Source organism: Streptomyces sp. HUAS MG56 (genome assembly GCF_058673395.1).
The window spans coordinates 5,625,070-5,647,044 of the sequence record NZ_CM178722.1; the positions used below are offsets into that span (position 1 = coordinate 5,625,070).

Sequence of the window (21,975 nt, forward strand, 5' to 3'; positions counted from 1 at the left end):
TCTTCCGCGACGGGCACCGGACGAAAGGCACCCACCATGAGTCTCGACGCCGAACTGAGCGCCCTGCGCGCCTCCTTCGAGTCCCGCTACCCCGAGGTCCCGGCCGAGCACCGGGAGGTCATGCGGCGCGCGGCCCAGGAGCTCGCCGCGTCCGGGCAGGCCGACCGCGCCCTGTCCGCGGGCGCCGACGCACCCCGCTTCACCCTGCCCTCCGCGACCGGCCGGGCCGTCGCCCTGGACGAGCTGCTGGCCGCGGGCCCGGTCGTGCTGACCTTCTACCGGGGCGCCTGGTGCCCTTACTGCAACCTCGCCCTGCGCGCCCTCCAGCGGCACCACGACGCCATCGCCGCGCGCGGCGCCCGCCTCGTGGCCGTCTCCCCGCAGATCCCCGACGAGTCCCTCACCCTGACCGAGAAGCACGAGCTGGCCTTCGACGTGCTCAGCGACCTCGGCTCGGACACCGCCGCGCGCTACGGCCTCGCCTTCGACCTGACCGACGAACTGGCCGCCGTCTACGACGCGTTCGGCTTCGACCTCCAGTGGGTCAACGGCGGCCACGCCCGGACCCTGCCGCTGCCCGCCACGTACGTCATCGACCGCGACGGCGTCGTCCGCTGGGCGTTCGTGGACACCGACTACACCAGGCGTGCCGAGCCCGCCGACGTCCTCACCGCCCTCGACGCCCTCGCCGGCGGCGTCAGCGGCGACGCGGCTCAACTATCGTGATGTCCTGACGTCTTGACGTTCCGGGCCGTTTCCGCGTTTGCTTCCGCCACCTGGGTTCCCAGATGCTCCCTGATTCCGGAAGGCACCTGCAGTGAACGCTCCGACCCCCCACGGAACTCCCCCGCGCCGTCTCGCAGTTGCCGTGACCGCCTCCGCCTCGGCCCTCGCCCTCACCGCGTGCGGCGCCCTCGGCGGCGGCGGGAGCGACAGCTCCACGCCCTCGGCGAAGGGCGACGGCATCACGGTGGGGCTGCTCCTGCCCGACAAGGACACGGCACGCTTCGAGAAGTTCGACCACCCCATCATCGCGAAGGAGGTCGCCGCCCTCACGAACGGCAAGGGCAAGGTCGTCTACGCCAACGCCGAGGCCAGCACGGCCACGCAGAGCCGGCAGTTCCGGCAGATGGTGGCCCGCAAGGTCGACGTCATCCTGGTGGACGCCCTGGACGCCAGGGCCGTCGCGCCGGACGTGCAGAAGGCCAAGGACGCGGGGATACCGGTCATCGCGTACGACCGGCTCGCCCAGGGGCCGGTCGACGCGTACGTCTCCCACGACAACGAACTCGTCGGCCAGGTGCAGGCCCGCGCGATCGTCAAGGCGCTCGGACCGAAGGCGGCGAGCAGCAAGGTCGTCGTGATGAACGGCGACCCGGCCGACCCGAACACGGCCCTGCTCAAGAAGGGCGCGCTCGGCGAACTCCAGGGCCAGGTCGACATCGTCCGGCAGTACGACACCGACAAGTGGTCGCCCGCGGTGGCCGGGGCGAACATGAGGAAGACGATCCGGTCGGTGGGGCTGGCGAACATCGCCGCCGTCTACTCGGCGAACGACGGCATGGCGGGCGCGGTCATCGACGCGCTGAAGGCGGCGGGCGCGACGCAGGTGCCGCCGGTGACCGGGCAGGACGCGAACCTGGACGCGGTGCAGCGGGTCGTCTCGGGCGAGCAGTACATGACCGTGTACAAGTCGTTCCTGGACGAGGCCACCGACGCCGCGCAGCTGGCGGTGGACAAGGTCCAGGGCAAGGACATCCAGTTCGACGCGCTGACCCGGGACACGGTCGACAGCCCGACGGAGAAGAACATCCCCGCGCGGCTCGTGCCGGTCGTCGCCCTCACCCGGGACACCGTCAAGGAGACCGTGATCGCGGACGGTGTCTACACGGTCAAGGACATCTGCACCCCGGCGTACGCGGCGGACTGCGCCGCGATCGGGCTGAATTGACCTGCTCTCCCTGGGACAGGGAGATTCCGGCCTGCTCGCTCGATGTGGTGCCGCTCAGCCGGCACGGGCATCGGGCGGGCCCGCGCTCACGCGGGACGCGGGTTCGTTCACCGAGTGCCGGACACAGGGGAAGGGCCCGGCACATGGCGTGCCGGGCCCTTCTCGCCGATGCTCAGCTCTCGGGTGTCACTTGGTGAAGGCCGAGACGCCGTTCGGGGTGCCGAGGCCGGTCGGACCGTCGTAGCCCGTGCCCGCCTTGCACAGGTAGTTCGAGCAGGACCCGTTGGCGCCGCTGGTGACGTCGTTCAGCTTGTCCGGGTGGGCGTAGGGGTAGGACGCCGGGGTGTCACCGGAGCCCGGGGCGCCCGCGAGGGCGTAGACGCCGGCGATGAACGGCGCGGAGGCGCTGGTGCCGCCGTACACGTTCCAGCCGCTCGCCTGGTAGGTGTCGTAGACGGCGAGGCCGGTGGCCGGGTCGGCGACCGCGGCGACGTCGGCGACGCTGCGCTTGGCGCAGTCGGTGTCCTTCTGCCAGGACGGCTTGGCCTCGTACTGCGAGCAGCCCGAGCCCGCCCCGTCACCGCCGGCGGAGGTGCCCCACACCGACTCGGACCAGCCGCGGGTGCTGCTGTCCTTCTTGAGCGAGGTGCCGCCGACGGCGGTCACGTACGGGGAGGCGGCCGGGTACTCGACGCCGTAGCCGCTGTCGCCGGAGCTGACGGTGATGGCGACACCGGGGTGCTTGAAGTACTGGTCGTCCGCCTTGGTGTCGCTGGTGTCCTCGCCGCCGCCGTAGCTGTTGGAGACGTACTTGGCGCCCTGCTTGACGGCCTGGTTCACGGCCGCGCCGAGGTCGTCCATGTTGGCGGACTTGGCCTCGACGAGCAGGATGTGGCACTGCGGGCAGGCGGCGCTGACCATGTCGACGTCGAGGGAGATCTCGCCCGCCCAACCCGCGTCGGCCGTCGGGTAGTTGGAGCCGCCGTCCTGGTCGATCTTCTTGAAGCAGCCGTTGCCGGTGCTGCACTCCGGCAGGCCGTACTGCGAGCGGTAGGCCGCCAGGTCCTTCTCGGCGTTCGGGTCGTCGTTGGCGTCGACGATCGCGACGGTCGCGCCCTTGCCGCCGTCCTTGGGCAGGTTGTAGGCGGCCTGGAGGTCGGCCGGGCCGAAGCCCTTGGGGGTGTCGTGGCGGCCGAGGGACTTCTGGGTCTTCAGGTCGGTGCGGACCTCCGCCTGACAGGCCATGTAGCCGGGCTTGCTCGGCTGCGAGCAGAGCCGGTGGGTGTGCACCGTGGTGGCGGCGGAGGAGGCCGTGGAAGAAGAGGTGGTCGTGGTCGCGAAGGCCGCCGACTGCGAGGCGACGAAACCGCCGGTGATCAGGGCCGCTGCGGACAGCAGGGCGGGTATGCCGCGGCGTATCGGATTCCTTCTGCGATGCGAATGCAATGAACTGCCCTCCGTGGGGGGATGGATGGGCTCCGCGACGGCGGGGCGGAAGCGCTGCGGTGGCACCCGCCTCAGCGAGGTGGCGAGTGCATGACAAGCGCTTTCCGTTGGGGGTGTGCCGTGGAGGAGCCCGCTTCCGGGCATGCTGTCGGTCGTGCCACCCCGGTCAGTGGTGGCTGTTGACGAGGTTATGGAACATTTGCCGAAGAGAACAGGGGCGATTGGTAAAACCTTGCCCTCAACTCCTCGGCTGCGGCGGGTACCTTGTGCAGCCATGGAGCTGGAAGATGCAACGGTCAACGACCTGATGTCGCTGGGCCTCGCCCGGTACGAGGCGCGGGTCTACCTGGCGCTCATCAGGCGTGGTTCCTACACGGCCGCCGAGGCGGCCCGCGAGGCCGACGTGCCGCGCCAGCGCGTGTACGACGTGCTGGACGGGCTCGTACGACGCCAGTTGGTCACCGCCCATCCCGGCCGCGTCGCCACGTACTCCGCCGTCACGCCCGAACTGGCCGTCGCCCGGCTGATGGCCGTGCAGCGGGAGTCCGTCGACCGGCTGGAGCGGGTCTCGCAGGGGCTGGCCGGTGTCCTGCAACCGCTGTGGTCCCAGGGCCGGGAGCACACCGACCCGCTGGACTACATCGAGATCCTGCGCGACCCGAAGGCGATCGCCGAGCGCTTCGCCGACATCCAGCGGCAGGCCCGGCACGAGCTGCTCACCTTCTGCAAACCGCCGTTCGTGGCCCCCGCCGAGAACACGGAGGGCATCGCGGTGGTGCGCCGGCTCCACCGGGCGGGCGGCACCGTGCGCGCCCTCTACCTCGACGAGGCCCGGGACGACCCCGAGACCATGGAGCACGTACGGCGCTTCGCCGCCGCCGGCGAGGAGGCCCGCTTCGCCCCCGACCTGCCGCTGAAGCTCGTCATCGCCGACGCCTCCCTCGTCCTGTGCGACATGCCCGACCCGGTGGCCGCCGGCTCCACCACCACCCTCTTCATCGAGCACCCCGCCCTCGCGACCTGTCTGCGCCTGGCCTTCGACACGGTGTGGAAGGACGCCACCCCCGGCGACGTCCCCGGCTGAGCCGGGAATCCCCGCTGTTCAGGGAGGGGGGACTCAGAGCCCGAAGAGCCGTGCCGCGTTGTCGTGGCACACGGCCCGCAGCCAGTGCTGCCCCAGGTCCAGGCGTTCCAGGGCGTGGAGCTGGTGGACGTAGGGGTAGGGGAGGTTGGGGAAGTCGGTGCCGAGCAGGACGCGGTCGCCGAGTGCGGCGAGCCGGGGCAGGGCGCGGCGGGGGAACGGCAGGAATGCCTCGGTGAAGTCGGTGAACGCCATCGTCGTGTCCAGCCGCACCTGGTCGTACCGCTCGGCGAGGCCGAGGAACTCCTCGTACTCGGGCATCCCCAGATGCGCGACGACCAGCCGCAGTCCCGGATGCCGCGCCAGCACCCGGGCGATCGGCTCGGGACCGGTGTGTTTGCCGGGCGCGGGTCCGGAGCCGCAGTGGACGACCACGGGGATCCGCGCCTCGGCCAGCAGCCCCCAGACCGGCCGGAGCAGCTCGTCGGCGGGGTCGTAACCGCCCACCTGCACATGTGCCTTGAACACGCGCGCGCCCGCCTCGACGGCCTCGCGGACGTACGTCTCGACGCCCGGCTCGGGGTAGAGGGTCGCGGTGTGCAGACAGCCGGGGGTGAGGCGGGCGAAGCCGGCCGCCCAGTCGTTCAGCCACCGGGCCATGCCGGGCTTGTGCGGGTAGAGCATCGCGGTGAAGGCCCGGAGGCCGAACTCCCGCAGCAGACCGGCGCGTTCGGCCTCCTGCGTCCGGTAGGTGATGGGCCACTCCAGCCCGCCGATCAGCGGTCCGTTCGTGTCGAAGTAGTCCCAGACCTTGTGCAGGACACGCTCGGGCATGAAGTGCGTGTGCACGTCGACCAGCCCGGGAAGGCCGAGCCCGGTCCAGAAACGGCGGACTTCGGCGGCTTCGGTGGCGTCAGCGGGCGTGGCGGGTGCGTCGCGGTGATCGTCCATACCGCTCACGATCGGCCGCGGCGACGGCGCGGGTCCACCCCTTTCGGGCGGCGGGGCGGGATCGGTCGGCCGGATCGGTCCGGGCTGGGCCGGGTTGCTGGGTCGGAGCCGTGGCCGGCCTCCGGCTTATGGGTCCTTACCAGGCGCCGACTGTGCGGAGCAGGAGGTGGAGGTCGTGGGCGGCTTCGGCGGTGGTGAGGGCCGTGGCGGTGAGGACGGCCGCGGTGGCGGCGGTGAGAGCCGGGTGGCGTCCCAGTGGCGGGGCCAGGAGGGCGGCGACGCGGCGGGGGACCGGGCCCGCGGAGGCGAGCGGGCCGCGGCGGCCGAGGATGCCGAGGATGCCGAGGGTTGTACCGGCGGCGTGGGCGGGGGCCGGGGCGCGGAGGGCGGCGAGTGCCGCCTTGCCGACCGTACGGGCGACCCGCCTGCGGTCGCCCGCCTGGGCGGCCGCGCTCTCGTCGGCCCAGCGCTCGATCGTGTAGGTGACGGCCGTCGCGAGGGGGCGCAGGACCGGGTTGGCGGCGGCGCCGAACTGGGCGAGGGCGACGAACGCGTAGTGGTGGGCGGTCAGATGGGCGCGTTCGTGGGCGAGCAGGATGCCGTGTTCGGTCTCGTCCAGGGTGCGCAGCATGCCGGTGGAGACGACGACCCGGCCGGGCAGTCCGGGCAGGGCGAAGGCGTCCGGGGCGTCGTCGGGGAGGACGACCAGACCTTCGCGCGCGGGCATGCAGGCGGCGTCCCACGCGGCGGAGGCCAGTGACCGGGTCCGGCGCCACAGCATCCGGGCGGCCATGAGCACGGCGACGCCCAGCAGCAGTCCGGCGAGCAGCGCGACGGGCAGCGCGGCGGGGTCGTCGTGCCGGGCGGTGGCGGCCGACCAGTGGCCCAGGGCCGCGAGGCGCGGGACGCGGATCAGACCGGTCACGGCCAGCAGGCCCAGGGAGATCGTGCTCGCCGTGCCGAGCACGAGGGCCGAGGCCGTGAGCAGCCAGGTGGCGAGGCGGGGCTCACAGCGTTCGGCCAGCGGGCGTGCGCCGAGCGGGGCGACGAGCGAGAGCAGCAGCGGCACATAGACGGCGACGCGCATTCCGGGCGGCCTCTTCCGGTTCCCGCCGGTCCTACCGGCCGGGGTGCTGGTCGGGGCCGAGCAGCCGGCGCGGCGACTCGGCGCGGGGGACGGACGGTACGCAGGTGAGGACGGCCTCGCGCACCGGGCCGGACCGCCGGGGGCCGCGTCCGCGTGCAGGGGCACTCATGGATCCACCGTCCTCCCGTTCGGCTTCCGCTTCCACTTCCACGGCCGCGTCCGTGCCGCCGTCGTCCGAGTGTGCCATGCGCCCGCAGGGCGGGTGTAACGCCTGCTACATCCCCGGACGCGCCGAAGCCGGAAGCGGCGCGCCGCCGCCCCGCCGCGAACTCGGCGACGCGGGCGGCCCGTTGCTCACCCCGACGGCGCCCTCGGCCCGGCCCTCACCGCACTACAGGTGCGCGGGGGCTTCGGTGCAGGCGAGCGGGACGGCGATGCCCGGCGACACCGTGGCCGCCGCACCTGCGACGGCCAGGCTCAGCCGCCGCCGTCCGGGCGTGGCGGCGATGGCGGTCACCGGGCCGGGAGCGGAGCGGTGCAGTTCGAGTCCTGCCGCCCGTGCGATGGCCCGCGCCACCAGGCGCCGGTCCGCCACCTCGGCCCCCGCCTCCTCGTCCGCCGACCGCTCCAGCGGTCGCAGCAAGGGATCGGTCGCAGCAACGGATCGATCATGGCCGTCAGATGCGCGCGTCCAGGAGCCGCAGCATCCCGGAGGAGACCACCACGCGCCCCGGCACGCCGAGCACGGCGAAGGCCGCAGGGACGGGATCGTCGACCACCGCGAGCTCCCCGCCCCCCCCCGCGCTGTCCCGGCACTCCCGCCAGGCGTCGACCAGCGCTCGTCCCCGCCGCCAGGACGCCACCGTCACACCGGCCACCACGGCCGGCCCCACCCCGGCGCACACCGCGGCGACCTTCCGGTTCACCGGGTCCTCCGCCGCGAGCACGCTCACCGACCACGGCCCCTGCGCCGCCACCAGCGCCGGCGCCGCGCTCACCAGCAGCGGCAGATGCATCGGGACGGGCCAGAACACGCCTCACCCCCGCAGGGGGCCGTCACCGTGCAGCAACTGCTCCAGCAGACGCTCGTCCTCCGCCGACAGATCCGACACGAACCGGGCCAGTACCACGGCGCGGTCTCCACCGTCGTCGAGCAGCGAGTGCATTCCGGCGGCGGCCATCCCCGGCCGGTCGTCCACGGGTGTGTACACGTAACTGCGCCCCTCGCGCCGCCGGGTCACCAGCCCCTTGTCGCACAGCCGCGTCAGGATGGTGAGGACGGTGGTGTGGGCCGTGCCGTCGTCGCCCAGGTTCTCGTGCACCACGACAGCCGTCGCCGGCCCGCCGGCCGCCCACAGGGCCGCAAGCACCTGTCCCTCCAGCTCTCCCCGCGCACGGCGCCGGGACTCCTTCCGGCCGTCAGCACCGCCGGTCATCCAGCACCTCCCTCTGCCTGTTCCAGCAAGCCGCGTCTTCGCCCCGTTCAAGCTACTACGAGACGTAGAAAAACAGTGAAGGGCAGACGCGGTGCCCCTACCCGGTACAGCGGCAAGCCCGCGCCCGGTGGAGACGGCGGCCGAACCCTCAGCGGGTGACGTCCAGTTCCGCGTACATCCCGGCCGCGTAGTGGCCCGGGACATTGCACAGCAGCTCATAGCGGCCCGGTCGCAGCGTCACCGTGGTCCAGGCCGCCGCACCCGAGGCGATGACCTCTCCGGCACCCGCGCCACAGGTGCGGGACGCCTCGCCGAGACTGCCCGCCTCCGACACCCGGCCGTCGGAGCCGATGGCACGTTCTCCGGCAGCCCGGCCCGCCGGCAGCGGCAACACGATCACCTCGTGCGTGAGGGCTCCCGCATTGACCACCCGCACGGTCACCCTGCCCGCCGGAACGGTCATGGGGCGGGCCGCCAGGCGCATCATGCCCATGCCGTACCAACCGGGGTGGCCGTTGTTCGGCGCGGGCCCGTCCGGGCCCCGCATCATGCGTCCCGTGTCCCATACGGTCACGTCGACCGCACTGCCTTTCGCGGCCGGTGCCGTACAGCGTGTGCTCTGCGCTCTCCAGGAGGCCGGCCCCGCCCTGTGGAAGGCGCCGGACGCGGCCATCAGGCCCGTCGTGGCGATGCCCAGGACCAAGGCCGCGGCGGCGATGGCGAGCGCCGTCCACACCTCTCGGCGGCGACGCGGAGTCATCGGTGCTCCCGAAGCACCGCGAGCCGGCGTTTGTACTCGTCCTCGTCGATCTCCCCGCGTGCGAACCGCTCGGCGAGCAGGTTCTCGGCCCGCCGCTCCTGCCACCCGCCCTCGCCGGGCGGTGGAGGCGAGCCCGGCTGCTGATGATGACGGGAACCGGCGAGGTGGCGCACGAGTGCCAGGAGCCCGACGAGCACGACGGCCCAGAACAGCACCATGAACACCGTCATGACGATCCAGCCGCCCCAGCCCCAGCCGCCGTCGTACCACATCATGCCGATCACTTCCCTCGGCCGACCGACCCAGCGCCACCAGGATGGATCAGCGAGACCTCGGCCGATCCGGGCCACAGTTCCCGGGCATGGGGCCGAAGGACCCAACGCCCGGTACGGATCACACTGCCACGGACAGCGGTGTCGCGCATGCGCCGTCGTGCCGGCCGTGCGGGCGGGTACCCGCAGGGGGACCGTCGGGGCACCGGCGCCTTCATGACCGGGGCCCGGGCCCGGCGGCGGTGTGGTCCGTGCGGGAAGGGCGGCGGCGTGACGGACGGCTCGAAGCCCGGCGGAGAGCACGAACGGCTGCCGTCGGCGGCGAAGCCGGATCTGTGGCAGCGGGTCGTCGAGCAGCTGGGTACGGCCGTCGCCGCGATCGACCCGGCCGGGCGGATCGTCGCGGCCAACCCGGCCGCGGAGCAGCTGCTGGGGCGTACGGCGTGTGGACGACGACGGGTGCCTGCGTGGTGACGGACGGCTGGTCCCGGTCTCCTGGTCGGCATCGCCCCTGACCGACGACGACGTCTGCGATGTCTCCGGCGTCGTCCGGGGCATGGTCGTACTCATCGAGGAGACCGGCCGACCGGAACTTCCGCGGCGCGGTCAGGAGAGCGCCGACGCCCGGGTGCGCGCCCCTCCCGGTCGGGCGGTGCGAGAAGGTCACCGCCGTCGACGCGTGCCCGGCCGGGGAAGGTGAACCTTGCGGGACGCCGAGATGAACACCCCCTCACCCCGGCCATCAAGTTTTACAAGATGTAGTAGTTTCCGGACGGGTCGGAGCCGCCGCGAGCGTCGCCCGAAGCCTCACTTTCCCGCATTCCGAGTCGAAGGCCCTCCATGTCCGTCCTGACCTATCCCGAAGCCGTCGGCGTCGGCCTGCTGCAAGGCGTCACCGAGCTGTTCCCCGTCTCCAGCCTGGGGCACAGCATCCTGATACCCGCGCTGCTCGGCGGGCACTGGAAGCACGACCTGGACGTCTCCGCCGACGGATCCCTCTACCTCAACGAGCTGGTCGGCCTCCACCTGGCCACCGCGCTCGCGCTGGTCGTCTACTTCTGGCGGGACTGGGTGCGGATCGTCCGCGGTCTGTTCACGTCGGTCACCCAGCGCCGCATCGAGACCGTGGACCAGAAGCTCGCCTGGCTGATCATCACGGCCTGCATCCCGGTGGGCATCGCCGGCATCGCGCTCGACAAGGTCTTCCGCACGACGCTCGGCAAGCCCGTCCCCACCGCGATCTTCCTGGCGCTCAACGGCATCGTCCTCTTCGTCACCGAGCAGCTGCGGCGCGGCGGGACCGGCCACCGGCGGGCCGGGGCGGCCGTCGCCCCCGGCGAGGAGCACCTGTCGGCGGACGAGCAGTCCGACCTGCGGATCACCCGGCTGACCATCCGGCAGGCCGTGACCATCGGCGCCGCCCAGATCCTCGCCCTGCTGCCCGGCATCAGCCGCTCCGGCTCCACCATCAGCGCGGGCATCTTCAAGGGCATGGACCACGAGGACTCCGCCCGCTTCGCGTTCCTCCTCGCCACCCCCGTCATCGGCGGCGCCGCGCTGCTCAAGCTCCCGCCGCTGCTCGGGGCGCAGGGCAACGGCCTGCGCGGCCCCCTGCTGGCCGGCAGCGTGGCCGCGTTCGTCGCGGCCTACCTCGCCACGCGCTTCCTGGTCCGCTACTTCGAGCACCGCACCCTCATCCCGTTCGCCGTCTACTGCACACTGGCCGGCCTGGGCAGCCTCGCGTACTTCACGCTGGCCTGAGGCGGGCCTGCTCCGGCTTCTTCCTGCCCGGCGCCGGCCGGGCCGCTGAACGCACCTCCGCCCGGACCGGCGGATGACGGCCGCATCACTCATCCGCACACCACCGGATGTAACCGCTGCTACATTCGGCGGTGTGTCGAACGTCGAAACGGTGAGCCGCTGGCTCGTCCTCCTGATCAGACTCCCCGCCCAGCCGTCGCGGCACCGCGTCGGCGTCTGGCGGGAGCTGCGCAGGATCGGGGCGCTCTCGCTCGGCCAGGGGATCTGGGCCGTGCCGGACGTGCCGGTCTTCGCCGACGGCATCGCGCGGGCGGTCGTACTCACCGAGCAGGCCGCGGGCCAGGTCGTGACGTTGGCCGCCTCCGGGCGCGGCGCCCAGGACGCCACCCTCCTCCAGGAGATGTTCGACGCCGCCCGCTCGGCGGACTGGGCGGAGTTCCTCGCCGACTGCGGCACGTTCGAGGCGGAGATCGCCGAGGGGATCCGCGTCGCCACGTTCACGCTGGCCGAACTGGAGGAGGAGGAGCGGTCGCTGGAGCGGCTTCGGCGCCGGCACCGGGACCTGACGGCACGCGACGTGTTCGGGACTCCCGAGGCGGCCGAGGCCGGCGAGCGGCTGGGGCGGTGCGTGGCCGTCTGCGAGGACTACGCCGAGCGCGTCTTCGCCGCCCTGCACCAGGCCCCGCGGACGGAAGCGGAACAGTGAGCACGACGCCGACGGCGCGGACGGCTCCGGCCCGGCAGATGTGGCCGCTGTACGCCGCCGGGTTCACCACCGCCTTCGGCGCGCACGGCATCGCGGCCAACCTCGGCGGGCACGGCCGGGGCGCGGTCACCTCGCTGCTCGTGCTCGGCGGCCTGCTCGCCCTGTACGACGGTGCCGAGGTGCTGCTCAAGCCGCTGTTCGGCACCCTCGCCGACCGCATCGGCGCCCGGCCCGTGCTGCTCGGCGGACTCGTCGCCTTCGCCGCCGCGTCCGCCCTGTACGTCGTCGCCGACCGCCCCGGCTGGCTGTGGGCCGCCCGGCTCGGCCAGGGCGCCGCGGCCTCCGCCTTCTCCCCGTCCGCCTCCGCCCTGGTCGCCCGCCTCAACCCGGCCGCCAGGCACGGCCGGGCGTTCGGCAGTTACGGCTTCTGCAAATCCATCGGCTACACCCTCGGCCCGCTGCTCGGCGGCGTCCTGGTGTGGGCGGGCGGCCTGCGGCTGCTGTTCGCCGTACTCGCGGTGCTCGGTGCGGCGGTCGCCGGGTGGGCCGCGCTCGCCGTGCCCGTCGTACCCCCGCTGCCCAAGGCCCGGCAGACGGTCCTCGACCTCGCCCGACGTCTGGCCGACCCGGCCTTCCTCGCCCCGACGTCCGCACTCGCGGCGGCCACGGCCGCCCTGTCGGTCGGGGTCGGCTTCCTGCCGGTGTCCGGGCGTGCGGCCGGGCTCGGCACCGTGGCCACCGGCGCCGCGGTGTCCGTGCTGGCCGCCTGCTCGGCCGTGGTCCAGCCACGGGCCGGCCGGGCCCTGGACGACGGGCGGCTCACGACCCGGTCCGGCATCACGGCCGGGCTGCTGCTCGCCGCCGCCGGAATGGGCTGCGCCATGCTGCCGGGCCTGACCGGCATCCTCCTCGGCGCCGCCCTGACCGGGACCGGGACCGGCCTGATCACCCCGCTCGGCTTCGCCGCCCTCGCCGCGAGCACCCCCGCCGAACGGCTCGGGCAGACCATGGGCGCCGCCGAACTCGGCCGCGAACTCGGCGACGCGGGCGGCCCGTTGCTCGTCGCCACGGTCGCCTCGCTCACCACCCTCACCCACGGCTACGCGACCCTCGGCGTCCTGCTGGCTCTCGGCTCGCTGCTCGCCCTCGTACGACGCCGCGCCGCCGGCGGCTGAGCGCGCCCTGCCACCTGCGCAGTCATCGGTATGTCAACGCGATGTGAACACCGGTGCCTAGCGTCTGGTGCGTTCGTCGCCCGGCACGACCACCATCCCAGGGGGAGATCACGCCATGTCGAAAACGAGCAGGCTGGCACGGGCCGTGCGCACCGCGGCCGTCGCCGCGACGCTGACCGCCGGTGCCGCCGTCGCGTTTCCCGCCGCCGCCCACGCGGCCGACGCGGGGCACTACTACATCGAGATCGGCGGCACCGGCCCCACGGACAACAAGGACGGCTGCCCCACCACCACGCGCTCCTACACCACCGCGAACGACCGTCTCGGCCTCGGCTCCTCTGCGATCGAGGTGTGCTACCCGGCCACCGCCGGCCCCGTCATCGGCCCCACCGGCGGGCTCGTCGAGCTCCCCCTGAAGGTCAACCCCGAGGCCCTCACCGCACCGACCTACGACGCCAGCGTCGAACTCGGCTACCAGCGGGGGCTGCAGGCGGCGCAGGACACCCACCGGGCGCACCCCGGCGCCCGCATCACGATCACCGGCTACTCCCAGGGCGCACAGGCCGCGGACCGGGTGCTCCAGACGATCGCGAGCGGCAGCACCGGCATCCCGCTCTCCCAGGTCGACGGCATGCTCTACGCCGACCCGATGCAGCCCGACACCGGCTTCGGGGCGCACCTGCCCAAGGGGCTGGGCATCCCCGGGGTGGCCACCGCCCCCGGCGCCGGCCCGGTGGAGTTCAACGGCATCCCGGTCAGGCGGTACTGCATCGTCGGCGACCCGGTCTGCGACCTGAGGTCCCTCACGAACGCCCCCGGCTACGTCAACCTGCACTGGAAGTACCCGGACTTCGTCATCCCCAAGAACCTCACCCAGGACGGCCAAGACGGCGTCCAGTGGCTGAACGAGAACGGAGACCCCGTGTAGGACCCCTGAGCGAACGGGGCAACGGGGGCAGGGGAGGACACGGGGGAAGAAGGGCCCGGCCGGCACGTCCCGGCCGGGCCCGGCCCCGCTCGTACCCACCCGGGCCGCTACGGCTCGTCCGCGTCCGGCCGCCGGTGTGCGCGTCGGCGGCGGCCGAGGTCGTCCAGCACCCGGGAGATGCGCGCACGGTTGGCGTCGGTGGCGGGCAGGGCGGTGCCCCGCTCGAAGAAGTCGCGCGCCCCGGTCAGGTCCTCCGCCACGGCGCCCGGCCGGATCAGCCGATGGCGTATCGCGATCTCCGGCGCGCTGCCGGTCTGCTCGTCCAGCAACTCCTGTGACCGGCGGCGGAGTTCGGCCGCCGCCCGCAGGTTGCCCAGGTCGGCCTCCGCCGCGGACAGCCGGCCGAGGACGGCGGAGTGCAGGGGAACGTCCCCGAGACGCCTCGCCAGGTCCTCGGCCTTGCCGAGCGTGCCCACGGCCTCGGCCGGCCGCCCGAGGTCGAGCTGGAGACCACCGAGGCGGAGCAGCGTCTTGCCGAGGAGCCGGGGACTGCCCGCCCGCTCGGCAAGGGCGATCGCCTCCAGGTAGCGGTCGTACGCCTTGTCGTACTCGCCGAGTTGGTGGTGCACATCGCCGGCGCGCGTCATGACCGAGCCCATGAGCCAGTCGTCGTGCGTCAACTCTCCTACGAGACCCAGGACTTCGGCGAAATGGGCCATGGACTCGGCGATCCGCCCCTCCAGGTTGGCGAAGGTGCCCAGACCGGCCGCGGCCTTGGCCTGCTCATGCCGGTCACCGGCCCGGCGGCTGATGTCCAGCGCCTCCGTGAACCAGGTGCGGGCCTGCCCGTAACGGCCCTGGAGCCCGAACAGGATGCCCAGGCCGGTGCGCAGCGCGGAGTCCATCCGCCGGTCGCCGGCCCGGCCGACCAGCGGCAGCAGTGTCTCCAGCGCGGTGCGGCACTCGTGGAACCGGCCCTGCCGGGTGAGGTAGTCGACCAGGCCCTCGGCGATCCAGCAGGCCTCGTCCAGCCGGCCCGCGGCCGCCGCCCGGCCGATCACGTCGACCAGTTCACCGCCCGCCTCGTCCAGCCAGGCCGCGGCCTCCTCCCAGTCCGCGAAGGGGCCGATGCCCCGCGGGCCGGTCGGGAAGGACGTGGTGCCCCAGTCACCGGCACAGCGGGCGGCGACCACGTACAGCCGGAACACACCCTCCTGGGCCGTCGCGACCTCGTCGGGCGAGGCGGCGGCGACGCGCCGGGCATAGACCGCCACCAGATCGTGCAGCCGGTAGCGGTCGGCGGTCACCCGCTGCACCAGACTCGCGTCGGCCAGGCTCTCCAGGGTGCGTGCCGCGTCGGGGGGCGGGCAGCCGAGCAGGGCCGCCAGCGTCAGCCGGTCCAGCCGTACGGTGGGCGACAGGCCCAGGGCGCGGAAGGCGCGCTGCTCGGCGGCCGGCAGCCGGTCGTAGGAGATCCGGAACGCGGCCTCGACGCTGCGGTCCTCCACCGCCAGCTCGTCGAGCCGGTACTCGTCGTCGGTCAGCCGCGCCACCAGGGCTGCCACCGCCCACGACGGGCGGTCCTGGACGCGCGCCCCGACGATCCGCAACGCCAGCGGAAGCCGGCCGCACAGCACGGCCAGTTCCCGGACGGATCGGTCCTCGCCCGGCCCGTCGGCGTCCTCGCCGCCGCCGACGATACGGGTCAGCAGCCTCGCGGCCTCGTCGATGCCGAGCGGGGACAGCGAGACCCTGCGGTCCGCGTCCAGCCCGGTCAGGCGCCGGCGGCTGGTCACGATCACCATGCTGCCGGCACCGGCGGGGATCAGCGGGCGCACCTGCTCGGCGCGCGAGGCGTCGTCGAGCACGAGGAGCAGCCGGAGGGAGGCGGTCGCCGCCCGCCAGGACGCGGCCAGCTCGTCCAGGTCCTCGGAGTCCTCCCCCTCGCCGGCCCCCACCGCCCGCAGCAGCCGGCGCAGTACGCGCTGCCGCCCCGCCGTCTCACGGTCCGCGCGATGCCCGTGCAGCTCGATGAACAGGCAGCCGTCGGGGTACCGGTCCCGCAGCGCCCGCGCCGCGCGCACCACCAGGGCGGTCTTCCCGACCCCGGCCATGCCGTCGACCGCCCGGACGGTGACCGCCCGCGCGTCGGCGGGCGCGACGAGCAGCCGCTGCTCCCGGTCCCGGCCCGTGAAGCTGCCTGTCTCGACGGGCAGTTCATGGCGTATCCGGCGGGTGGCGGCAGCGGGTTCGGGACGCCGGGGCCCGGTCGGCCGTCGCGTCGGGTGCCGCGCCGCCCGCCCCTGCCGTACGGCGTTGTCGGCGGTGTCGCCGAGCAGGAACGCGTCGTCGCCGCGGAGGACCGCCTCGTGCACCCGGCGCAGTTCGGCGCCGGGCTCCACCCCCTGCTCGTCCACCAGCCGGCGGCGCACCGCGGCGTAGACGTCCAGCGCGTCGGCCTGCCGGTTGGCGGCGTGCAGGGCGCGCATGAGCAGGGCGGCCAGCGCCTCGTTGTGGGGGTGGGCCGTCGTCAGGGAGAACAGTTCTCCCACGGCCTCGGCGTGCCGTCCCGACCGGAGCCGGCAGTCCACCTTGTCCTGCGTCAGCAGGAGCCGCTGCTCCGCCAGCCGCAGCCGCTCCCCTTCCGCGAAGGGCCCGGGAATCCCGGCCAGGGGCTCGCCGCGGAACAGGGCCAGCGCCCGGGACCACGTGTCCGCCGCGGCGTCCAGGTCCCCCGAGTCCCTCGCCGCACGCCCCTCGGCGGCGAGCTCCGCCCACCGCGCCTCGTCCACACCCGCGGTCCCCGGGGCGAAGCGGTAGCCGCCGCGAACGGTGTCGATCACGGAGGTCGCCGAGCCCTCTCCAGGAGCGTCCAGGCGCCGCCGTAACCGGTGCACATAGACCGGGATCACCCGGTCGCCCGTGCCGGGGGGCTCCGCACCCCACACCCCGTCGAGCAGCTGCCGCCGGCCGACCGTCCTGCCCGGTCGCAGCAACAGGGCCACGAGCAGGGCCTGTTCACGAACCGGCCCGAGCTCCAGACCCGCCTCGCCACGCCAGGCCTGGAGCGGCCCGAGCAGAGCGAATCGAAGTTGCTGATTTGCGTTCGTGGACAACTCGCGCGGAATCGGCACGCGGGGAGCCTATCCAGCCCCGGCCCACCCCACGGCGGCCCCCACAAGACCTGCCCCTCTCGCGTACGACGGCACCACACCACCCCTGCGCAAGGTTCTCAGACGCGCTGCTGGTCGAGGGCGTCGTCCAGGGTGGTGGCGGCCATGATCAGCGACAGATGCGTGAAAGCCTGCGGGAAGTTGCCCAACTGCTCGCCGCTGGGGCCGATCTCCTCGGCGAACAGGCCGACGTGGTTGGCGTAGGTCTGCATCTTCTCGAACGCGTAGCGCGCCGGACGGATCCGGCCGGCGCGGGCGAGGGCGTCCACGTAGAGGAAGGTGCAGAGGCTGAAGGTGCCTTCGGAGCCCCGCAGTCCGTCCGGCGAGGCCGCTGGGTCGTAGCGGTAGACGAGGCTGTCCGACACCAGCGTGCGCTCCATCGCGTCCAGGGTCGACAGCCAGCTCACCGTCCTCGGCGCCAGGAACCCGACGCGCGGAATGAGCAGCAGCGAGGCGTCGAGGACGTCGCTGCCGTAGTGCTGGACGAGGGCCTGCTCCTGCTCGTTCCAGCCCCGCTCCATCACCTGTTCGAGGATCGCGTCGCGCGCCGCGGTCCACCGGGGAGCGTCCGCCGGACGGCTGTGCTCCCACGCCAGACGCAGCCCCCGGTCGAAGGCCACCCACGCCATCACCCGGCTGAAGGTGAAGTCCCGGCGCCCGCCGCGCGTCTCCCAGATGCCCTCGTCGGGGCGGTCCCAGGAGTCGGCGAGCCAGTCCAGCGTGCGCGCGACGTTCTTCCAGCCGTGGTAGCTGCCTCCCGCCGTCACCTCGCTCCCCTCCGACAGGGCGTAGAGCGCCTCCCCGTAGATGTCCAGCTGCAACTGGCCGGCCGCCGCGTTCCCCAGCCGTACCGGATACGAGCCCCGGTAGCCCTCGAAGTGCGAGAGCACCTCTTCCGGCACCTCGGGGTCGCCGTCGACGCGGTACATGATCTGCAACGGCTCGCCGCCGGCGCCCTCCCGGGCCTGGAGGCGGTCCCCCAGCCAGCGCGTGAACCGCGCCGCCTCCTCGGCGAACCCCAGGTCGAGCAGGGCACGCACGGACAGGGAGCCGTCGCGGACCCAGGTGTAGCGGTAGTCCCAGTTGCGTTCACCCCCGATCTGCTCGGGCAGCCCCATGGTCGCGGCGGCGACGGGCGCACCGGTGGGCGCGTAGGTGAGCAGCTTGAGCGTGATGGCCGAGCGGTGCACCACCCCCGGCCACCGGCCGTGGTACCGGGAGGAGCGCACCCAGTCCTGCCAGAAGTCCACCACCTCCCAGAACCGCTCCATCGCCCGCTCCGCGGTGACCGGCGGCGGGGGATCGCCACCGGGCCCGCCGACGGTGAACACCGCCGCGGCCACCTCGTCCGTCCGCAGGGTCACCTCGCCCCGCACGTCCGTGCCGTCCTGTCGCAGGGGGAAGGTGCTCTGCAACCAGGCGGCGGCGCCGGGTGCCCGGAAGGTGGCGGTACCGTCCCGCAGGTCGAGGCGGTGGGCGGCCCTGCCGTAGTCGAAGCGCGGACGGCACTCCAGAGTGAAGCGCACCGTGCCGCGGACCGCCCGCACGCCGCGTATCAGAACATGCCGGTCGGTGGGGGTTCCGGTGCGGTCCGGCGGCATGCAGTCGAAGACCTCGCCGACTCCGTCGGGCGACATGAACCGTGTCACCAGGACCGCGGTGTCGGGGTAGTAGAGCTGCTTGCAGGTGGTGTTCCGGCTCTCCGGGGCGAACAGGAAGGAGCCGCCGCGGTCGTGGTCGAGCAGGGAGGCGAAGACGCTGGGCGAGTCGAACCGGGGAGCCGTGAACCAGTCGACGACCCCCTGGGACGACACCAGGGCGGCGGTCTGGAGGTCACCGACGAGGCCGTGATCGGCGATGGGCGGGTAACGGTCCATGATCACCCCGATTTCCTGACGCCCCTGACGCCCCTGCCCCCTTTGATGCCCTGAGGCTCCCGATTCCACTGTCCGCCCTGTGGGACGAACCCGCCACGGCATGCGGGACGGGGCGCGCGAGCGCCGCACGGTGCGGAACACGGCCGGAGGGCCGAGGACCGCGTGGAACGGTCTTCGGCCCTCGGCCCTCCGGCGGGGCGGGCTAGCGGCGGCCGCGGTAGCGCTCGTGACCCCGGTACCGGTCGTCGTACCGGCCGTGGTCCCGGTGCCAGCCCCGGTCCCGGTCACGGCCCCGGTCCCAGCCGTGGCCCCGGCCCCGGTCGCCGAATCGGCCGTCGTGGTCGCGGTCGCCCCTGCGACTGTGCGAGTAGTTCCTTCCGTGGTCGCGGTCATGACCGCCCCCGGCGGCCAGGGCCGGCATGGCGGCCGCGCCGATGAGGGCGCCCGAGGCCAGACAGGTGGCGATCAGGCGGATCGTCGTACGAGAAACAGACATGAAGCTGTCACCTCACGTTCGTGCATACCGGCCCCTGGCCGGGGCCGGGCGTGCCATCCGAGATTCCCGGCTCTGTGCCGAGGCCCCACACTGTGGCCCGCCGGCACGGGACCGGATCGACGAAAGGATGTGCGTTACAAAGAACGGATATATCCGTGACTGTCCCTTGTAGGGGCCATCCGTCGCGTTCTCGGTGGCGCCGCCGCCCCGCCTCCTCCGAAAGGCCCAATTGCCTCAGTAACGAGGGGAGACCCCCGTTCGGGCAGGTTGATCACGCAGTGAGAGGCGGCGTACCTCTGGCGGAGGGTGTCACGTCGAGGCCGTGCCCCCATCCGCGACGTGATCGGGGACCGTGTCCGGGTCAGGTGGGCCCGTGCGGGCTTCGGGAGAAGGCCGTGTCGCCGGCCGTCGCCACGATCGCGTCCTCGACGAGCAGTACGCGCGGCGGATAGTCCTGCGCTTTGTCCCCGGGGTCGTCCAGCGCGGACGTGCGCCAGACCTCCGCTCCGGTGCGGCTGTCCAGCGCCAGCAGACGGCCGAAGCGGTTGGAGAAATACACCCGCCCGTACGTCGCTGACACCGCGGGCGCGGACAGACTCTCCACGTCCGTCACCTTCTGCCACAGCTGTCTGCCGCTGTCCGCCGACACCGCGGTGACCGACCCGTCGGACCGGACGAAGTAGACGACGCCGTCCACAAGGGTGGCCGCGCCGGTCAGCGGACGTGCCAGCGGTATCCGTCTGACCTGCCCGGTCGAGGTCACCCGCAGCAGCGCGTTGTACGGCCGTTCGTACCCGGCTTCGTACACGTCCTTCGCGGTCTGGGGGGCGAGGAACAGGGGTTGCCCGCCGACAGCGCCGAGCGCCTGCGCCTTCGTGGGCAGTGTGGCGGTTCCGGTCAGGCTGCCGGGTCCGGGCTTCATCAGCTCGACCGGGGCCCGGCCGGGCTCGGTGCCCTTCGAGCACAGGGCACGGGGGACGCCTCCCAGCGCCGACGGAGTGCAGTACTCGGCCGGCGAGGGCGCCCGCCACAGTTCCTTGCCGGAAGGCCCGTAGGCCACGAACGACGCGTGGTCGGGAGACAGGGTCAGCAACCCGCCGTCGTACAGGACCGCGTCCTCGGCCTTGTCGATGTCGCGTTGCCACCGCCGGTGCCCGGTGGCGGCGTCGAGGGCCACCACGCGCCGGGTCCTGTCGTCCGGATCCTCGTACACATAGACCAGCCCGTCGCGAACGCCGATCGGCTGCACCCCCTGAGGGCGGGTGCCGGTCCGCCACAGGGTGCGGCCGGAGGCCGCGTCGATCCTGGCGGCCGTGAAGCCCGTGCCGCCGCAGAACAGGGCGCTTCCCGCCGCCACGCATCCCGGGCTGTCGTAGTCGAGAGGGACACCCTTCACGTCGTACCGCAGCTCCGTGCGCCACGGCCGCCAGCCGTCGGGCAGTGACGCGGCACGGGCGGTGGCCGTGGCGGCGGCCCGGGAGGCGGCGGTGGTGTCCGGACCGGACACGAAGACCCCCACCCCGACACACAGCCCCGTGACGGCCAGCGCCGCGCCGAGGCCGGTGAGCAGCAACCGTGCCCGGCGGCGGGGCCGCGCGGACCGCCCGGTCCTCGGGGACGCGGTGACGTCGGACTCCGGCAGCGCCTGGAGCATGCGGTGTATGTCCGTCAGTTCCGGCCGGGCGGCCGGGTCCTTGTCCAGGCAGCGCTCGACGATGCCCAGGAGCGCTTGGGGCACCCCGTCGAGGTCCGGGGTCCCGTGCACCACCTGATAGCCGGTGATGTACGGGCTGTCGCTGTCGAACGGCCCCGTGCCGACGGCCGCGAACACCAGCAGTGACCCCAGCGAGAACACGTCCGAGGCCGGGGTGACGTCTCGGGGAGCGGACAGTTGTTCCGGCGACATGAAGGGCGGAGTGCCGATCATCCGGCCGGTCGTGGTGAGGCTCTGGTTGTCGGAGGCGCGCGATATGCCGAAGTCGATGACGCGCGGCCCGTCCTCGGTCATCAGGACGTTGCGCGGTTTGAGGTCCCGGTGCACCAGGCCCGCCCGGTGGATGTCGCGCAGCGCCTCGGTGAGCCCCAGCCCCAGCGCGCGCAGTTCCCGCTGGCTCAACGGGCCGTCCTGCTCCACGACTTCGGCGAGGTTGAGCCCCGGGACGTAGAGCGTCGCCATCCATGGCCGGTCGGCGTCCGGGTCGGCGTCCACGACAGGCGCGGTGAAGGCGCCGCTCACTCTGCGCGCTGCCGCGACCTCCTGCCGAAAGCGTGTCCGGAACTCCTCTTCCTGGGCATACGGCCCGTGCGCGAGCTTGACCGCGACCTGCCGTCCCGAGGCGGAGACTCCCAGATAGACGACTCCCATACCGCCCGCCCCGAGCCGGCCGAGAAGGGTGTACCCGCCTATGGACTCCGGGTCCCCGGTGCTCAGGGGCGTCATCGCCGATCGTCCTTCCCAGCGCCTGCCTGCCTCACGGGGATCAGAGTAGGTCCTGCCGCCCCGGAAACGGAGCCGCTCAAAACCCGCGTGGTGTCGGACACTTCGCCGGACATGACATCCGTCCTCGCTCGACTCCGCGTCCACGGCCCGCACTTCGGGCGCGTCTCGGCGTACCTGGAGGCGGCGGCCAAGCGGGCTCCGCTCACCGGCGGGACCTCGGATGCCGGGGCGGCCGTATGAGCGGTGCCTTGGACACTGCGAGCAGCGGGGCTGCATGGTCACAAGCACGCCATCGACGCCATGCTGTGCGCGACCGCGCTCCAGCACCCCGGCCGGGTGACGATCCTGACCTCCGACGTCGAGGACATCGGACTGCTCACCGCCAGGCAGCCGCGTCGGCCGAGGCCGCCCAGACGGTGATGGTGGAAGTCCGAG

General features: G+C 73.2%; 23 protein-coding genes. 10 read left to right on the forward strand and 13 right to left on the reverse strand.

Annotation, left to right across the window (positions count from 1 at the left end):
• Window positions 1-36: 36 nt before the first annotated feature.
• Complete coding sequence (locus AC4OXY_RS26625) at window positions 37-726, forward strand: peroxiredoxin-like family protein (protein WP_491991178.1); 690 nt, start codon at window positions 37-39, stop codon at window positions 724-726.
• 142 nt (window positions 727-868) lie between these two features.
• Entirely contained in the window at window positions 869-1,951 is a 1,083-nt protein-coding gene (locus tag AC4OXY_RS26630) for a sugar ABC transporter substrate-binding protein (protein WP_376287973.1), read from the forward strand.
• Between the two features lie 186 nt (window positions 1,952-2,137).
• Here AC4OXY_RS26630 and AC4OXY_RS26635 read toward each other — a convergent pair whose 3' ends face one another.
• The gene (locus AC4OXY_RS26635; RefSeq protein ID WP_356026131.1) at window positions 2,138-3,397 is read right to left on the reverse strand and encodes a S53 family peptidase; all 1,260 of its coding nucleotides are present in this window, start codon (window positions 3,395-3,397) and stop codon (window positions 2,138-2,140) included.
• A gap of 274 nt (window positions 3,398-3,671) precedes the next feature.
• On the opposite strand from AC4OXY_RS26635, the gene AC4OXY_RS26640 reads away from it, so the two are divergent.
• On the forward strand, window positions 3,672-4,481 hold the full coding sequence (locus tag AC4OXY_RS26640; RefSeq protein ID WP_356026133.1) for a TrmB family transcriptional regulator: 810 nt from the start codon (window positions 3,672-3,674) through the stop codon (window positions 4,479-4,481).
• A gap of 33 nt (window positions 4,482-4,514) precedes the next feature.
• Here AC4OXY_RS26640 and AC4OXY_RS26645 read toward each other — a convergent pair whose 3' ends face one another.
• From AC4OXY_RS26645 to AC4OXY_RS26680, 8 genes are all read right to left on the reverse strand, one after another.
• Window positions 4,515-5,429, reverse strand: a complete 915-nt coding sequence (locus AC4OXY_RS26645; RefSeq protein WP_491991179.1) for an amidohydrolase family protein — start codon at window positions 5,427-5,429, stop codon at window positions 4,515-4,517.
• A 136-nt stretch (window positions 5,430-5,565) separates the two neighbouring features.
• Window positions 5,566-6,516: a M56 family metallopeptidase gene (locus AC4OXY_RS26650; RefSeq protein ID WP_491991180.1), complete on the reverse strand. Its 951-nt coding sequence runs from the start codon at window positions 6,514-6,516 to the stop codon at window positions 5,566-5,568.
• Between the two features lie 31 nt (window positions 6,517-6,547).
• Window positions 6,548-6,685, reverse strand: a complete 138-nt coding sequence (locus AC4OXY_RS26655) for a hypothetical protein (protein ID WP_491991181.1) — start codon at window positions 6,683-6,685, stop codon at window positions 6,548-6,550.
• A gap of 222 nt (window positions 6,686-6,907) precedes the next feature.
• The gene (locus AC4OXY_RS26660) at window positions 6,908-7,159 is read right to left on the reverse strand and encodes a hypothetical protein (protein ID WP_376287977.1); all 252 of its coding nucleotides are present in this window, start codon (window positions 7,157-7,159) and stop codon (window positions 6,908-6,910) included.
• 34 nt (window positions 7,160-7,193) lie between these two features.
• Window positions 7,194-7,550 (reverse strand): M48 family metalloprotease, encoded by a 357-nt coding sequence (locus AC4OXY_RS26665; protein ID WP_491991182.1) that lies wholly within the window; start codon window positions 7,548-7,550, stop codon window positions 7,194-7,196.
• A gap of 3 nt (window positions 7,551-7,553) precedes the next feature.
• Complete coding sequence (locus tag AC4OXY_RS26670; RefSeq protein ID WP_356026146.1) at window positions 7,554-7,952, reverse strand: BlaI/MecI/CopY family transcriptional regulator; 399 nt, start codon at window positions 7,950-7,952, stop codon at window positions 7,554-7,556.
• Between the two features lie 148 nt (window positions 7,953-8,100).
• The gene (locus AC4OXY_RS26675; RefSeq protein ID WP_491991183.1) at window positions 8,101-8,712 is read right to left on the reverse strand and encodes a sulfocyanin-like copper-binding protein; all 612 of its coding nucleotides are present in this window, start codon (window positions 8,710-8,712) and stop codon (window positions 8,101-8,103) included.
• Complete coding sequence (locus AC4OXY_RS26680; RefSeq protein ID WP_356026150.1) at window positions 8,709-8,987, reverse strand: SHOCT domain-containing protein; 279 nt, start codon at window positions 8,985-8,987, stop codon at window positions 8,709-8,711. The genes AC4OXY_RS26675 and AC4OXY_RS26680 overlap by 4 nt, the downstream gene beginning before the upstream one ends.
• Window positions 8,988-9,254: 267 nt before the next feature.
• On the opposite strand from AC4OXY_RS26680, the gene AC4OXY_RS26685 reads away from it, so the two are divergent.
• The 5 genes from AC4OXY_RS26685 to AC4OXY_RS26705 all read left to right on the forward strand — a co-directional run bounded on the left by AC4OXY_RS26685 (window position 9,255) and on the right by AC4OXY_RS26705 (window position 13,554).
• Window positions 9,255-9,458, forward strand: a complete 204-nt coding sequence (locus AC4OXY_RS26685; RefSeq protein WP_376287980.1) for a PAS domain-containing protein — start codon at window positions 9,255-9,257, stop codon at window positions 9,456-9,458.
• Between the two features lie 366 nt (window positions 9,459-9,824).
• Complete coding sequence (locus AC4OXY_RS26690; RefSeq protein ID WP_491991184.1) at window positions 9,825-10,745, forward strand: undecaprenyl-diphosphate phosphatase; 921 nt, start codon at window positions 9,825-9,827, stop codon at window positions 10,743-10,745.
• Window positions 10,746-10,878: 133 nt separating this feature from the next.
• Window positions 10,879-11,451 carry a Chromate resistance protein ChrB gene (locus AC4OXY_RS26695; protein ID WP_376287982.1) on the forward strand — a complete coding sequence of 191 codons (573 nt, stop codon included), beginning with the start codon at window positions 10,879-10,881 and terminating at the stop codon, window positions 11,449-11,451.
• 38 nt (window positions 11,452-11,489) lie between these two features.
• The gene (locus tag AC4OXY_RS26700; RefSeq protein WP_491994645.1) at window positions 11,490-12,626 is read left to right on the forward strand and encodes an MFS transporter; all 1,137 of its coding nucleotides are present in this window, start codon (window positions 11,490-11,492) and stop codon (window positions 12,624-12,626) included.
• A 115-nt stretch (window positions 12,627-12,741) separates the two neighbouring features.
• The gene (locus tag AC4OXY_RS26705) at window positions 12,742-13,554 is read left to right on the forward strand and encodes a cutinase family protein (protein ID WP_356026159.1); all 813 of its coding nucleotides are present in this window, start codon (window positions 12,742-12,744) and stop codon (window positions 13,552-13,554) included.
• Window positions 13,555-13,661: 107 nt separating this feature from the next.
• Here AC4OXY_RS26705 and AC4OXY_RS26710 read toward each other — a convergent pair whose 3' ends face one another.
• From AC4OXY_RS26710 to AC4OXY_RS26725, 4 genes are all read right to left on the reverse strand, one after another.
• Complete coding sequence (locus AC4OXY_RS26710) at window positions 13,662-16,688, reverse strand: AfsR/SARP family transcriptional regulator (RefSeq protein ID WP_491991185.1); 3,027 nt, start codon at window positions 16,686-16,688, stop codon at window positions 13,662-13,664.
• Between the two features lie 98 nt (window positions 16,689-16,786).
• Complete coding sequence (locus tag AC4OXY_RS26715; RefSeq protein WP_491991186.1) at window positions 16,787-18,604, reverse strand: glycoside hydrolase family 15 protein; 1,818 nt, start codon at window positions 18,602-18,604, stop codon at window positions 16,787-16,789.
• A gap of 202 nt (window positions 18,605-18,806) precedes the next feature.
• A complete protein-coding gene (locus AC4OXY_RS26720) occupies window positions 18,807-19,100 on the reverse strand; it encodes a hypothetical protein (protein WP_356026164.1) in 294 nt (97 codons plus the stop codon).
• A 361-nt stretch (window positions 19,101-19,461) separates the two neighbouring features.
• The gene (locus AC4OXY_RS26725; RefSeq protein WP_491991187.1) at window positions 19,462-21,540 is read right to left on the reverse strand and encodes a protein kinase domain-containing protein; all 2,079 of its coding nucleotides are present in this window, start codon (window positions 21,538-21,540) and stop codon (window positions 19,462-19,464) included.
• Between the two features lie 111 nt (window positions 21,541-21,651).
• Here AC4OXY_RS26725 and AC4OXY_RS26730 point away from each other — a divergent pair, with 111 nt between their 5' ends.
• Together AC4OXY_RS26730 and AC4OXY_RS26735 are read left to right on the forward strand one after the other, a co-directional pair.
• On the forward strand, window positions 21,652-21,780 hold the full coding sequence (locus AC4OXY_RS26730) for a hypothetical protein (RefSeq protein ID WP_356026169.1): 129 nt from the start codon (window positions 21,652-21,654) through the stop codon (window positions 21,778-21,780).
• Between the two features lie 3 nt (window positions 21,781-21,783).
• A complete protein-coding gene (locus AC4OXY_RS26735; RefSeq protein ID WP_356026214.1) occupies window positions 21,784-21,960 on the forward strand; it encodes a hypothetical protein in 177 nt (58 codons plus the stop codon).
• Window positions 21,961-21,975 lie beyond the last annotated feature (15 nt).